We start from the raw sequence: 13441 nt of genomic DNA on the forward strand, positions 1-13441 counted from the left end.
GAGAAAATAGGAGAGACCTCTTCAGTGCTTGACACACAGAAATTGAAGATGTCATTTAGTAGCTCTCCCCTTGTTATCCCAGTCTGGGATGGCTTTGTTGCATCGCTCAAGTGAAAAGAACTGGCAGTTACTGACAAAATTCATTATAAATAGCCATTTAACTGTTGAAGAAAAAATATGCCACAAAAAATGAGAGTCAGTAACTGCCATGAATATAACAAATTTCTCCAAGAAAGAGGAAGCATTTTTTGTTATATCAATGACGCCATAGAAAATTGGTATGAAAATAGTCCAAAAATGCAGGGCGGCAACTATATTTATAGTGATAAAGTTGTGATTTTAGTTCATATAATCGTCAGTTTCTTTAGAATTGGTTTAAGACAAACAGTAGGGTTTGTAAAAGGATATCTGCAACAAATAGGAAGAGATTTGCAGCTATTCACAAGCATCAAAAAAAACTTAGTATTAAGATAAATGATTGCAGAAAATAATATAGAAGATATTGAAATTGCTATAGACAGTACGGGAATTAGTATATACAACAACACACAGCAAGGAAAATAGCACTGACAGAGTGGCTATGAGCAAACGAGAAAATCGTACGTAATGTTGAATATAAACAACAAAAAGCCATAGCTGTAAAATACAGTAACGGTGTCTACTCTGATCACTTGTGATTTGCTAAAAGAAGTTGATTTTCAGCATGCCATAAAAGTACTATATGCAGATAGAGCATGTGATAGGCACAAGTTTTATAAGTTGTGTAACGAATATGATATAAAGACAAAAATTCCACCAATAAACAATGCGGCAGAACATCCAGAAATAAATTATATGTCTGACAGGAATGCTGCTATTAGGTTAATAAAATTATACGGTGAAGATGGCATGAAAGAATGGAAAAAGAAGTAAATTATGGGAAAAGATCTTATATTGAAGGGTTTTTCTCAAGATTAAAGCAAATATTTGTTTAGGAATAAATCTGAGATAAATCGAGAAAAAGAACTAAATGCTATTTGCTTAATAAATTCACTGATATAGGTATGGCTAAATTTGAGATAGTTACATGAATTTACCATAAATCACCATCTCATAAAGTGTTATGCAACAAAGCCATCCCAGACTGGGATGAAAGGAAAAAAAGGCATTCTGATGACACTATTTTTTGTACTTTTGCATTCAATATTCGTACAATTATGTGTCAAGCAGTGGAATGACATTATCTACTATGCAAGATGTGAATTATAATAAGAAATGGAAAATATGAACATAACTATACATTCACAAGAAGACTTTGACTTTATGCGTAAAGCTGGCAGGCTTACAGCTGAAACCCTTGATTTTATTGCACCATACGTCAAAGTAGGCGTAACAACTAATGAATTAAATGATCTATGTCATGATTTTATAATCAATGCAGGTGCAATTCCAGCACCACTGAATTATAAGGGATATCCGAAATCAATTTGTACTTCGAAAAATGCTGTTGTATGTCATGGTATTCCTGATGATAAACCTCTTAAAGATGGAGATATTTTAAATATTGACGTTACAGTGATTTTAAATGGCTGGTATGGTGATACAAGTCGCATGTTTTGGACTGGTAAACCCTCAATAAAAGCAAAGCGTTTGTGTAATGCTGCCTACAATGCGCTAATGGAAGCGATAAAACAAGTTAAGCCCGGCAATAAGTTAAATGAAATAGGATTTGCTATAGAAAAATATATTGAAGATTTTGGATATTCTATCGTACGCAATTATTGTGGACATGGCATAGGAAAGGTTTTTCATGCTCCACCAAATGTTGTACATTTTTATGATGAAGGTGAGGATCTTATCTTAAAAGAAGGCATGTTTTTTACGGTAGAACCAATGATCAATGCTGGAAAACATGAAACTCTGCTCAGCAAGCTAGATGGCTGGACAGTGACAACACGTGATCTTTCACTTTCTGCACAGTTTGAGCATACGCTTGGAGTCACAAAAGATGGAGTTGAAATATTTACACTATCACCTAAAAATTGGCATTTTCCACCTTATGATTAGATTTTTTAAACACTTGGTTTTTGAAAAAATCTAACTCTTAACTTGTGATATAGCAACTAACCCAATTAGTGCACAGAAAATCATGTAAAAACTTGCTAAAGTTCCTTGTCCTGTAACTTTGATAATAGTTGTGCATATAAATGGTGCAAGACCACCAAAAAATCCCGAAGCTATATTTCTTGATAAACCAAATCCACTGTATCGTACCTTTACTGGGAATAATTCGCACATAAACGCGCTAACAGGACCAAGAGAAGCAGCTATTGGGATTATAAAAAGAACGTGCGCCATTATGGTGAGCAAATTATTACCACTTAGTATCATTGAAAAAACTGGATAACTTACTACTATAAAAGTCACAAATGCAAATTTCATGACTCTTTCTCTCCCTACCTTATCAGAAAGTATTGCAAATAGTATAGTCAATCCTCCAAGTGCAACCTGATTCAATATTTCTACTGCGTGATTAAAGTGAGTGTTTATTGTTGATGCAAGTAGATTAAAAAACACTAAATATATGTAAAGAGATGCATTCTCAACTATGTCAACTCCAATTGATATTAAAAAAGGTTTTTTATAGCCATTTAACAGTTCTTTTAACGGTAATTCATGTGGCTTTTCCTGCTTTTTATATTCTGGGCTTTCATCGAGTATATATCTCATATATATACTGATTAATCCTATTACAAAACTGAAAATAAAAGGCAATCTCCATCCCCAAGATTCAAAATCGGATACTTTTTTGCATATAAGCACCACTATAAGACTTAATATTGAGCCAAGAATTGCGCTCAATACTTCAATACTGCCAAAGAATCCTCTTTTATTTTTAGGAGCATGCTCTATTAAAAATGGGGCATTTCCTGCCTCTCCTCCAAGAGATATACCCTGCAATAATCTTAAACATACCACCAGTACTGATGCGAGTACCCCAATGTTCTGATACCCTGGAACAAATGCAATAAGTACGGTTGATAGAGTCATCAATATGATAGAGAGAAATAGAGCAATCCTTCTTCCATATTTATCGCCAATGTGGCCAAATATAGCAGCACCAATTGGTCTTATTAAGAAACCCAATGCAAATACTCCAAAAGCTTTAAGTATGCTGACTAATTTGTGGTCTGATGGAAAAAACACATCTCCGATTATGCTTATTAGATGGCTGAAAAGCATGTGATCATACCACAACAAAGTGTTACAAATTAAACTCGATAGTATTACTTTTGTTATTTGTTGCACGAAATCTTCCGTAATTTGTTTGATACTATAGTAATATTACTTACTTTTTCAAACGTGAATTATGTAAATGTTATATTAATAATATTATCTTATTAAATTTTTATATCGTTGATTATATTTAAATATTCTTATACTATACCTATATATTTCCATATATTTTTTGGCGAGAAAGTTATTTTAATTTAAGTGCACAAAGTCTCTTGATATGACACATATTCCAGTTTTGTTAAAAGAGATGCTACTGCAATTGTCACCACACAGTGGTGGTATATATGTGGATGCCACGTTTGGAGCTGGAGGATATAGCAAAGCAATATTGGAATCCGCTGATTGCAAAGTGTATGCAATTGATAGGGATGAAACAGTTACCAAATTTTATGATGATCTGAACGTTAAATACCCTGATAGAATAAATCTATTTATTGAGAAATTTAGTAATATTAAAAATTTATTAGATAGTAATAATATTAAAGGTATCAATGGAATAGTTTTCGACGTTGGAGTTTCATCTATGCAGCTTGATAATGGAGATAGAGGATTCTCATTTCTACGTGATGGCCCACTTAACATGAGAATGGATAACTATTCTCATATGAATGCTTCGACGTTTGTTAACGCTTTACGTGAAGAAGAGATTGCGAACACTATATATAATTATGGGGGTGAGCGTCATTCTCGTAAAATCGCAAGAGCGATAGTAAATGCGCGTAAGAAGAAAATTATCAAAACTACATTTGAACTTGCGGATATTGTACGTTCTGTAGTGTTTCGTGGAAAAAGCAAGATTGACCCTGCAACTAGAACATTTCAGGCAATCAGAATATGGGTAAATGATGAGCTAGGAGAGCTTGAAAAGGGTATTAAAGCTGCATCTGAGATTTTAAGTGAAAACGGCAAATTAATTGTAGTTACCTTTCATTCTCTAGAAGATCGTATAGTTAAAACCCTTTTTAAAGATTTGTGTGAACCAGGACCTACAAAGACATTCTCCCTTTTAAACAAAAAAGTGATTAAAGCAAGTGCGGAAGAAATAAATGCAAATCCGCGTGCGCGTTCAGCAAAATTAAGAGCTATACAGAGGTTGTCATGAGAACCTTCTCTATTATTTCAATAACTATGTTTTTACTATAGGGTTATTTAAGGTAAAATTACATGTCCACTCACTAAATAAATAGCTAACACAAATAAAACGTGAAATTAATTTAGTGCAAAGCAACATAAAAGTTCTTCAAGCAGAATGAGGTTATTTGAGTAATCCAAAAAAACTTGCAGTCTTACGGAGAAATACCTAAAAAATAACTCTTTGATACTATAGTATTTTCTAAAATGAATGGATAAATTTCCATTATGGTATTACCAACCAAAAGTTGTAAGTCTGTACATTTATACATTAGAGGTCTGAGGCGGCTTTTGATGGTATGCCAACAGTGTTCTATGGGATTCAAATCTGGTGAATATGTTGGAAGATACAGCACATGAAAGCCAAAAGACTCTATTAATGATTTTGTTTTAGTGGTCTTATGAAATGTAGCATTATCCATAACTATGGTTGTGCCAAGTGGCAATTTAGGTAATAACATCTTCTCCAACAATATATTGAATACCTCTTTTTCACACCCACCTTTGAAAGTCATTGGTGCAATAAATCTCATTCCAATCCACCCGGCTACTATACTGATTCTCTCTCGAGTTCTCCCTGGAATATCTGCATAAATTTTCTTTCCTCTTGGAGCACGTCCATATTCTCGGTATAACTTATTATCAACTCCTGCTTCATCTATATATAAGATGCTGGAATGTTCTATTTTTGAGATTTTATCAATAAATTGCTGCCTATCTTCTTGATTGCGCTCTTGATATAGTGTGACTTTTTTAAAGTAATTTTTAGCTGTTTTAGTCTATACCAAATTGAATTTATTCCAAATCCAAGATTTTGTTTCATCTCTGCCAGAGTATGATCTGGATTCTTTGTAACATATTCTTCGAGTATTTTTGGGTCTATTTTTCGAATAAAGCTACCGTTTTTAGATGGCTTTAAGCTTTCACCAGCAGCTTTCTTTTTTAACCAGCGGTACAGAGTTGCTATTCCTATCTCCATGAGCTCTGCTATCTCAACCTTTGTCTTCCCTTTTTCTATCATCAATACTGCCTTTTCCCTTAAATCCACACTATATGCCATTATAACTCAAATACTTTATTATACCTTTATCATTTGCTTTGGGAAATACTATAGCTAGCCAGGTTCGACTATCTAAATGACCTTAGTGTGTTAGCAAAATCATAGTAACGATTAGGTTTAGGTTTTTAGATAAACACACTACGATAAAACTTACTTTGATACGAAATTATTTGCATAAGATTTTGGCAGTCTTTTAACATCTTTTGGCATTTCAATTGTGTACTTTGTGTTGTGTTTCTTTGCGTAAGATATTGCTTTTTCAAGAGAATCAAACTTTAATACAATCTGTTTTTGGGGATCTTTTGAGCCAACCCATCCCATCAAAGGTTCAATATAGTAAGAACAAGGCTCAATTTTTAGGTACCAGAATTTTGTATTACCTAAGCCAGATTGTGTTGCAGTTTTTGTTGGCTTATAAATCTTAAAAACTACTTGATCGTTAATACCCATAGCTCTTACTACGTAATCTTAAGTATATATCTAAATAAATTTTTCCACAAAGAATTAGTGTGAAAGAATGAAGTTTGAAATAAATATTTTTATGTTATATTATTAAATTATATAAAAAGGATTAGCTGAATAGGAGTAATCGATGGCACAGCAAGAAATGGTAACAATTAATGCAGAGTTACGTGATGTAAAAAAAAAGAAAGCGATTCAGGCTCTGAGGGAGAAGGGAAGTATACCTGCAGTTATATATGGTAAAGTGCATGATAACGTAAATTTGACATTGTCTGCAAAGGAATTTACTAAACAATATAAATCAGGTGCTCTTTCTGCACATTTAATAGAACTAGATATTTCAGGGAAAAAAGAATATGCTCTTGTTCGTGATATTCAATGGCATGTAGTAAAGGATACTGTGCAACATGTTGATTTTCAGTTTGTTGATAAAGGTAGTGAAATTAAAATAGATATACCTTTATCATTCATCAATGAAAGTAAATCACCAGGAATCAAATTAGGTGGAGTGCTTAATGTTCTGTGTCGTTCTATTACTGTCAAATGCTCTCCTGAGAAAATACCTCAAGTCATAGAAATTGATTTGTCTGGCAAAATGATTGGTCAGTCTATACATATCAATGATGTAAAATTGCCAGAAGGTGTTAAATTTGTAGCTCATGAGGAAGAAAATTTCACCATTGTAACAATCTCTGCTGCCGATAGTGATGTTGAAGAGACTCAAACAAAAACAGAGGAGTAGTGCATTTAATAGCTGGGCTTGGTAATCCTGGTAGTCAATATGAGTTAACTCATCATAATATTGGTTTTATCGTTATTGACGCAATCTACAAATATTGGAATTTTCAGTCATTTTCTAAGAAAGCCGATTACTTGATAACCTCTGGCATAATTAACAATAATAAAGTTATGCTAATAAAGCCTTCTTCATTTATGAATAATTCAGGTATTCCTGTTGCAAAAATAAAAAATTTTTACAAATTATCGCTAGACAATATTGTTGTCATACATGATGATGCTGACTTAAAATTTGGAAGAATAAAAGTAAAAAAAGGTGGTAGTTATGCTGGACACAATGGACTTAAGTCTATAGATAGCTTTATTGGTAACGATTATTGGCGTTTGAGATTTGGAGTAGGTAGGCCTGAAAATCGGAAAAGCTTAGCAGATTATGTATTATCAAAATTTGAAAATTTTGATAACGCTATCCTCTTAGTGGAAAAAATAGCAAAGAATATACATCTAATGCTGCAAGGAGATAACGCAGCTTTCATCAACTCGGTTGAGAGTGAAACTTTAGTGTAGCAATTGAATACTGCCCAATACAAGCATCTAGATTAGAACACTGATTCTTCTAGAAGTTGTTCACGCTCCTCTTCTATTGCAATAGAGTTATCGTGATTTTTAAATAAATCTTTGATTTTTATTTCTATTTCATTTGCAATTTCTTTATTCGCCTTGAGGTAGCTTTTTACATTTTCTCTTCCTTGCCCAAGACGCGTATTGTTATATGAATAATAAGCGCCTGCCTTTTCAAGGACACCAAGTTTTGCTCCTATATCTATTATTTCCCCAAGTTTTGATATGCCTTCATTATACATTATATCAAATTTTGCCTCTCTAAATGGAGGAGCGACTTTATTTTTTACAACTTTAACTCTCGTTTCATTACCCGTAATATTCTCTTTATCCTTTATCGCACCAACTTTTCTTATATCAAGTCTTATAGAAGTATAGAATTTTAACGCATTTCCACCAGTGGTAGTTTCAGGATTTCCATATACTACTCCTATTTTCATACGAATTTGGTTGATAAATATCAATATACAGTTTGCTTTTGAAACTACAGAAGTTAGTTTCCTGAGTCCATGGCTTAGAAGCCTTGCTTGCAATCCCATGTGCTGATCGCCCATATCCCCTTCAATTTCAGCTCTTGGAGTTAGTGCTGCAACAGAATCAATAACTATTACATCAACTGCACTAGAACACACTAAATACTCAACAATATGCAAAGCCTGCTCTCCAGTGTCTGGTTGTGAAATTACCAAATCATCAGTTTTCACTCCAAGTTTACGAGCATATATAACATCCAGTGCGTGTTCCGCATCGATAAATGCACATAAACCTCCTTTTTTCTGTGCTTCAGCAATTACATGCAAAGCAAGGGTAGTTTTACCAGAACTCTCAGGGCCAAATATCTCAATTATACGTCCTTTTGGCAATCCCCCAACACCCAGAGCTGAATCAAGTGCAATCGACCCTGTAGATATCGTGTCTATTTTTTCTACAGGGTTTTGCTTTAGCTTCATTATTGCACCTTTACCGAATGCTTTTTCAATTTGACTTATTGCATTATCTAGTGCTTTTTGCTTATCATTATTTCTTTCTTCTGGATTATGTGCCATGGATCATTTATTAACTTGTATAGTCTCCATGGTAATTGAACGCAACCAATCTGCCAAGGGTTTTTTAATAACGAAGAACGTTAGTTACCTAAAATTAGATAGATAGACTTTGTAGTGCGATACAAAATAACGATAGAATACAATGGTAGTGGTTTCTCTGGCTGGCAAAAGCAACAACACTCTGCTAACTCAATTCAGGAAACCATAGAAAACTCTATATTTAATTTCAGTGGCGAGAGAGTCTCTTTGCATTGTGGTGGCAGAACTGACACAGGGGTTCATGCTTTAGGGCAAGTTGCTCATTTCAATATGGAAAGGCAATTTGAGCTTTACAGAATAAGAAATGGAATAAACTATCACTTAAAAGCGATTCCTATAGTTGTGCTTAGTGCAGAAGCCGTAGATGATGCATTTCATGCGCGATTTTCAGCAAAAAAAAGATATTATGAATATAGAATAATTAATCGCTACGCTCCTACAGCTCTGGAAATCGGTTATGTGTGGCAAGTATTTAACCCACTTGACGTAAACATCATGCGTGAAGCTGCTAGACACCTGCTTGGAAAACATAATCTTTCAAGCTTCCGCTCAAAAGATTGTCAAGCTACAAATCCGGTCAGAACAATCGATGATATTGATATAGTACAAAATGGAAGTCACATATACATCAAAATATCTGCGATTTCCTTTTTGCATAACCAAGTGAGGATTATTGTTGGCACTTTAGTTGAATTTGGAAAAAACAAAACTAATCCACAAGAAATGCTAAATATATTAAGTCAATGTAAAAGAAAGGCTGCTGGAATCACTGCGCCGCCTCCCGGCTTATACTTAGTAAAGATAGATTACTAGCTTAAGTCCTCATTGGCATCACTATGTATAGTGCACTTGGATCATCTTCATCAGTGATAATTGTAGCGCTATTACCATCTGATAAGCTAAATTTACACTTGTTTTCTATACAGGATAAAACATCAAGCAAATAACGAGAATTAAATCCTACTTCCATAAGAGCTCCATCGTAATCCACTTCTATAGACTCAGTTGCATCACTACACTCTTGAGAGTTTGAATGCAGAGTTAATAAATTCTTTTGCAATGAAAATTTAATGGATTTTATTTTATCGGACACAACAACAGAAACTCGGTCTATAACACTAGCAAGTTTGCTACTCTCAACAATCATTTGTTTATCTTGAGACGTTGGAATGACAGCTTTGTAATCTGGAAAAGTCCCATCTATCAATTTTGATATTAGAATATACTCACCACATGTAAATTTTATTTTTCTATCTGAAAGTTTTATATTTATCTCATTACAATCACCCAATACTTTCAACAGTTCCATGATAGTTTTACGTGGAATGATCACCCCAAATTCTCCGTTGATATCTTCAGATTTAGGCCTTTTTATACATGATAAACGGTGGCCATCAGTTGCAACGCAGTGCAGAAATTTCTCATCTGTATGAAGATATATCCCGTTTAAATTATACCTTGTATCATCCAGCGACACAGCAAACTTCGTTTTAGTCAACAAGTCTACCAAATCTGCACTTAGTAGAGTGAAATCGTATTGATGATCACCTTCTTCAAGAACAGGGAAGTTATTTGAAACTACGTTCGGTAAAGAAAAATTTGCATTTCCGCAGGATATCAATAATTTTCCTTGATTATTCATTTCGAAATTGACATCCAAATTAGTTGGCAATTTTTTCACTATGTCATGTAAAGTATGTGCTGAGATTTTCACTTCTCCTTCTGCTGATACATTTGCAGTAAGTGAGGCAAATATTGAAATGTCAAGATCGGTAGCCTTTAGTTTTATGCTGCCATGTTGTGCTTTGATATTTATACACGCTAAAACGTCTACCGCGTTGCGCCTTTCAACCACCCCGCTCACTCTGGATAGCGTATTTAAAAGACTTGCTCGGCCAACGCTAAAACGGATTTGCTCACATACAACTTGCTCTTTACCTGCAACCTCTAACATACTAATTCTGAAAAGTATATTTTAAATGATATCCACATTCTATGTAAAGTGCTATTTATCTTTTTATCTGAGAGATAAAAACAGCCTATCTTATACTTTAGTAATCAATAATTTACTTTGTATGGCATAAGTCGTGCATTTTTTGGTAAGCTTTTTGAAACCCAAGCAAGGAATAAGTATCATCAACATTTGCTGTTTTTACTTTTCCATTAACTACCATTGATAATCCCTGCTTCATTTTTAGAATCAAATCTTGGTCCATTTTTGTATCATCTGTCCACGCAAGACTTCCCTGTATTATTGGCAATTGATATTTAATTTTTTTATCGATATTGAGAACTACAGGCTCATTATTATACTGAAAGCCAGAAGTGACGCTCACCTCATCTGCTTTTTTATCAACGTAACTGACCATTACATACGGCTTGCGATCGGCTGTATAATGTTCACTTTTTTTCTTAGGATGAGATACAATATAACACACTTTTTCACCATCTTCCAATGCAGTATAAACAAACCAGTCTTTATATTTTTCGCTCAGTTGTACATTACTAACCGATGCAAGAGTGTCTATTGAAAGAAATATTAGAAATACGAAAAGACTACGCATGTAAACCGAATTTCAAACTCTCTGATTTTATATGTTGTTTTACCTTACTCATCGCTTGCTCAGCCAGCTGTCTTATTCTTTCTCTTGAAACACAATATTTTTTGCTAAGCTCATCCAAAGTCTGAGTATTCTCAGACAAGTATCTGCTAATGAAAATGTCTCTTGATCTTTCATTAAGACTTGCTAATGCATTGCTTAATATTGTTTCTTTTAATGCCTTTTCTTCATGATTCTGGTAAGCTACTTCTTGACTAACTAAATTACACGGAATCATATCTTGTAACTCCTTTTTAGAGTCATCACCTATTTTTATACAATTATTTAACGACTGATCCTTACAAGCCAGACGATAGCTCATCTGTACAACATCTTCTTCAGATACAGAAAGCTCATTTGATATTGCTTTTATTTCTTCTTTACTCAAAGTTTCTCTGTTTGTGTATTGTAAAATTCTTTTTTTTATTTTACGTAAACTAAAAAACAATCTCCTTTGTGCTTGCGTTGTACCTATTTTTACAAGTGACCAAGATTTTAATATAAAGTCTTTCATTGAAGCTTCAATCCACCATACTGCATAAGTTGAAAAACGAAATCCCAAGTCAGGATTGAACTTTTTCACTGCATGCATTAAACCCATATTTCCTTCCATGACCAGGTCCATCAACAATAGACCGTAATTCTTAAATTTCATTGCAATTTTTACTACCAAATTCAAATGGCTAGTAATCAACCTGTGAGCAGAAGAAATATCCTGGTATTCTTGCCAATTTTTTGCTAATCGCACTTCCTCTTCTTGGGAAAGGATAGGAAATTTTCGCACTTCAGCAATATATTGCATGAGATTAGTGCTACTATTAACACATAAATTTACTACTGGGGTCAACATAATAACTTAAATTAAAACTCTATACATATAATATATTGATTTTCAGTGAAAAATTCAAGCTTTAATTAAAAAAGCACAATTTTACATCTAATTGAGATCTTAGTAGCAATACACTTCAGTATCAGCTACCTGATTAACATTGCTAGCGTGTAAGGATAAAAACTACATTAAATAAATAATGTGTTATTCCAGTGCTAAAACACTGGAATTCACATTTCTTTTTTCTAGATCCCAGTGTCATGCTACTTGAATGACAAGAAAAACCCACTGGGATAATAAGACAAAGATAGACTAGAAATTAAACGCTACTCCAGCTTCTGCACCAACAGTGCTGTAAAGAACATTTTTGATACCAGTATCATCCTTATTTGCCTTATCAAAACTAGCACCATAAGAACCGAAGTAACGAGCTCCAGCAAAGAGTTTGATTTCTGGGGTTACATCATAACTAACACCAGCTTTTGCTTGATAAGCAAAACCAAATCCTTTTTGATCTTTAACTTCATTAGCTTTTGAAGGATTGCTGATATATGCTGCACCAACACCAACACCAACGTATGGAGTGATAGGCATATCTTCAATCGCTATATCGTAATAAACGTTAACCAATCCTGAAAATGCTGTTACACTATCTGCAGCCTTGTCATCAGATACTACAGTTGCATCTTTAGCCAATTGTGAGTAAAGCCCTTCAACATCAACTCTAATGTCATCCATTTTATAACCAAATGCACCACCACCAGCTAGAAAAGATGCTTTTAAGGGACTTTTACCTGATGTATGTGTAATACCATCAACTTTTGTATAAAGAGGTAAAATTTCACCGTTGTATTGTAAACGAACGTAGTAGCTAGTTTCTTCATCACTTATTGGACCAATAGGGTCTGATGAAAAAGCAGAGTTTGATAGGCTTAGCAACGTCACTAAAGCAGCTGCCGAAAAAAACTTTTTATAATGCATAATTGCCCTCGTTAAAAAAATTAAAATTCCACTTTAGCAGTCTAAATAATCACTAAAGTTAAGTCAAGTGCTAACTTAATAACACAAAACCTTCTGTATCTTAACTAACTTTTAGGAAAATACAAAGATTTTATTAATTAATAAATAGAGTTACTCTACTTTTTTTTACTCTTGATCTTCTTACACCTATTTCACTAATGTCTTTTTATCTTCTGATCTGCATTCATCATTGTGAATTGCTGAATATTCATGCAGTAATATGAATGTACTTCATGGAAGTACTAGTATAAAAGGAAAACACTTAGTTACTGCATTAAGGCAAACTTCAGTAGTAAATTTAAAAAGGAAGTTTAAATCCAGGTGGTAACCCCATCATACCTGCAAGATCAGAGGTTGCATTTTCCATATCTTCTTCTGCTTTTTTAATGGCATCATTAAACGCTGCTGTCACTAAATCTTCTACTATATCTTTTTCTTCATTTCTCATAAGTTCTAAGTCTATATTTACCTTTTTAGCTTTATAGCCACCTATTTTTATAACTTCCACTAATATAGAAACTTTGCCACCACCAGAAATACCTTGAAACTCTTTTCCAATATATTTTTCTTGGGCTTCCGCAAGCTTTTTTTGCATTTCTTGCGCTTGCTTCATTATTTG

15 protein-coding genes and 1 pseudogene are annotated in these 13441 nt (G+C 33.8%); 6 read left to right on the forward strand and 10 right to left on the reverse strand.

Features of this window, described 5'->3' with window-relative positions; genetic code table 11:
- Positions 1-177 precede the first annotated feature (177 nt).
- Positions 178-1070 (forward strand): annotated as a pseudogene (locus M3L71_RS08625) (IS5 family transposase).
- A gap of 193 nt (positions 1071-1263) precedes the next feature.
- The gene (gene map, locus M3L71_RS07850; protein ID WP_280144188.1) at positions 1264-2046 is read left to right on the forward strand and encodes a type I methionyl aminopeptidase; all 783 of its coding nucleotides are present in this window, start codon (positions 1264-1266) and stop codon (positions 2044-2046) included.
- Between the two features lie 30 nt (positions 2047-2076).
- Here map and M3L71_RS07855 read toward each other — a convergent pair whose 3' ends face one another.
- Positions 2077-3288, reverse strand: a complete 1212-nt coding sequence (locus M3L71_RS07855) for an MFS transporter (RefSeq protein ID WP_280143580.1) — start codon at positions 3286-3288, stop codon at positions 2077-2079.
- Between the two features lie 205 nt (positions 3289-3493).
- On the opposite strand from M3L71_RS07855, the gene rsmH reads away from it, so the two are divergent.
- Positions 3494-4378 carry a 16S rRNA (cytosine(1402)-N(4))-methyltransferase RsmH gene (gene rsmH, locus M3L71_RS07860; RefSeq protein WP_280143581.1) on the forward strand — a complete coding sequence of 295 codons (885 nt, stop codon included), beginning with the start codon at positions 3494-3496 and terminating at the stop codon, positions 4376-4378.
- 184 nt (positions 4379-4562) lie between these two features.
- Here rsmH and M3L71_RS07865 read toward each other — a convergent pair whose 3' ends face one another.
- From M3L71_RS07865 to M3L71_RS07875, 3 genes are all read right to left on the reverse strand, one after another.
- Positions 4563-5111 (reverse strand): IS630 family transposase, encoded by a 549-nt coding sequence (locus M3L71_RS07865; protein WP_349292757.1) that lies wholly within the window; start codon positions 5109-5111, stop codon positions 4563-4565.
- On the reverse strand, positions 5090-5467 hold the full coding sequence (locus tag M3L71_RS07870; protein WP_280143348.1) for an IS630 transposase-related protein: 378 nt from the start codon (positions 5465-5467) through the stop codon (positions 5090-5092). The genes M3L71_RS07865 and M3L71_RS07870 overlap by 22 nt, the downstream gene beginning before the upstream one ends.
- 150 nt (positions 5468-5617) lie before the next feature.
- Positions 5618-5917, reverse strand: a complete 300-nt coding sequence (locus M3L71_RS07875; RefSeq protein ID WP_264375063.1) for an ETC complex I subunit — start codon at positions 5915-5917, stop codon at positions 5618-5620.
- A 142-nt stretch (positions 5918-6059) separates the two neighbouring features.
- Between M3L71_RS07875 and M3L71_RS07880 the strand changes: the two genes are divergently transcribed.
- Together M3L71_RS07880 and pth are read left to right on the forward strand one after the other, a co-directional pair.
- Positions 6060-6671 (forward strand): 50S ribosomal protein L25/general stress protein Ctc, encoded by a 612-nt coding sequence (locus M3L71_RS07880; protein ID WP_280143582.1) that lies wholly within the window; start codon positions 6060-6062, stop codon positions 6669-6671.
- Complete coding sequence (gene pth / locus M3L71_RS07885; protein WP_280143583.1) at positions 6671-7234, forward strand: aminoacyl-tRNA hydrolase; 564 nt, start codon at positions 6671-6673, stop codon at positions 7232-7234. Before M3L71_RS07880 ends, pth begins: the two co-directional genes overlap by 1 nt.
- A 32-nt stretch (positions 7235-7266) precedes the next feature.
- On the opposite strand, the gene recA is transcribed toward pth, so the two are convergent.
- Positions 7267-8334, reverse strand: coding sequence for a recombinase RecA (gene recA / locus M3L71_RS07890; protein WP_280143584.1), 1068 nt, complete (start codon positions 8332-8334; stop codon positions 7267-7269).
- Between the two features lie 114 nt (positions 8335-8448).
- Here recA and truA point away from each other — a divergent pair, with 114 nt between their 5' ends.
- A complete protein-coding gene (gene truA / locus M3L71_RS07895; RefSeq protein WP_280143585.1) occupies positions 8449-9186 on the forward strand; it encodes a tRNA pseudouridine(38-40) synthase TruA in 738 nt (245 codons plus the stop codon).
- A 1-nt stretch (position 9187) separates the two neighbouring features.
- On the opposite strand, the gene dnaN is transcribed toward truA, so the two are convergent.
- The 5 genes from dnaN to M3L71_RS07920 form a co-directional block, all read right to left on the reverse strand.
- Complete coding sequence (gene dnaN / locus M3L71_RS07900; RefSeq protein ID WP_280143586.1) at positions 9188-10327, reverse strand: DNA polymerase III subunit beta; 1140 nt, start codon at positions 10325-10327, stop codon at positions 9188-9190.
- A 112-nt stretch (positions 10328-10439) separates the two neighbouring features.
- Positions 10440-10937: an invasion associated locus B family protein gene (locus M3L71_RS07905; protein WP_019078627.1), complete on the reverse strand. Its 498-nt coding sequence runs from the start codon at positions 10935-10937 to the stop codon at positions 10440-10442.
- On the reverse strand, positions 10930-11823 hold the full coding sequence (locus M3L71_RS07910; protein WP_280143587.1) for an RNA polymerase factor sigma-32: 894 nt from the start codon (positions 11821-11823) through the stop codon (positions 10930-10932). The genes M3L71_RS07905 and M3L71_RS07910 overlap by 8 nt, the downstream gene beginning before the upstream one ends.
- 291 nt (positions 11824-12114) lie before the next feature.
- A complete protein-coding gene (locus M3L71_RS07915) occupies positions 12115-12783 on the reverse strand; it encodes a P44/Msp2 family outer membrane protein (protein WP_280143588.1) in 669 nt (222 codons plus the stop codon).
- Between the two features lie 337 nt (positions 12784-13120).
- Positions 13121-13435 (reverse strand): YbaB/EbfC family nucleoid-associated protein, encoded by a 315-nt coding sequence (locus M3L71_RS07920; protein WP_280143589.1) that lies wholly within the window; start codon positions 13433-13435, stop codon positions 13121-13123.
- Positions 13436-13441 lie beyond the last annotated feature (6 nt).

The organism is Wolbachia endosymbiont of Frankliniella intonsa (assembly GCF_029856955.1).
Lineage (GTDB): Bacteria > Pseudomonadota > Alphaproteobacteria > Rickettsiales > Anaplasmataceae > Wolbachia.

What these genes read in the sequence shown, in the direction of transcription:
- map (WP_280144188.1), top strand. Translation starts at nt 1,264, where the DNA reads ATGAACATAACTATACATTCACAAGAAGACTTTGACTTTATGCGTAAA.
- rsmH (WP_280143581.1), top strand. Translation starts at nt 3,494, where the DNA reads ATGACACATATTCCAGTTTTGTTAAAAGAGATGCTACTGCAATTGTCA.
- M3L71_RS07870 (WP_280143348.1), bottom strand. Translation starts at nt 5,467, where the DNA reads ATGGCATATAGTGTGGATTTAAGGGAAAAGGCAGTATTGATGATAGAA.
- M3L71_RS07875 (WP_264375063.1), bottom strand. Translation starts at nt 5,917, where the DNA reads ATGGGTATTAACGATCAAGTAGTTTTTAAGATTTATAAGCCAACAAAA.
- M3L71_RS07880 (WP_280143582.1), top strand. Translation starts at nt 6,060, where the DNA reads ATGGCACAGCAAGAAATGGTAACAATTAATGCAGAGTTACGTGATGTA.
- recA (WP_280143584.1), bottom strand. Translation starts at nt 8,334, where the DNA reads ATGGCACATAATCCAGAAGAAAGAAATAATGATAAGCAAAAAGCACTA.
- dnaN (WP_280143586.1), bottom strand. Translation starts at nt 10,327, where the DNA reads ATGTTAGAGGTTGCAGGTAAAGAGCAAGTTGTATGTGAGCAAATCCGT.
- M3L71_RS07905 (WP_019078627.1), bottom strand. Translation starts at nt 10,937, where the DNA reads ATGCGTAGTCTTTTCGTATTTCTAATATTTCTTTCAATAGACACTCTT.
- M3L71_RS07910 (WP_280143587.1), bottom strand. Translation starts at nt 11,823, where the DNA reads ATGTTGACCCCAGTAGTAAATTTATGTGTTAATAGTAGCACTAATCTC.
- M3L71_RS07915 (WP_280143588.1), bottom strand. Translation starts at nt 12,783, where the DNA reads ATGCATTATAAAAAGTTTTTTTCGGCAGCTGCTTTAGTGACGTTGCTA.
- M3L71_RS07920 (WP_280143589.1), bottom strand. Translation starts at nt 13,435, where the DNA reads ATGAAGCAAGCGCAAGAAATGCAAAAAAAGCTTGCGGAAGCCCAAGAA.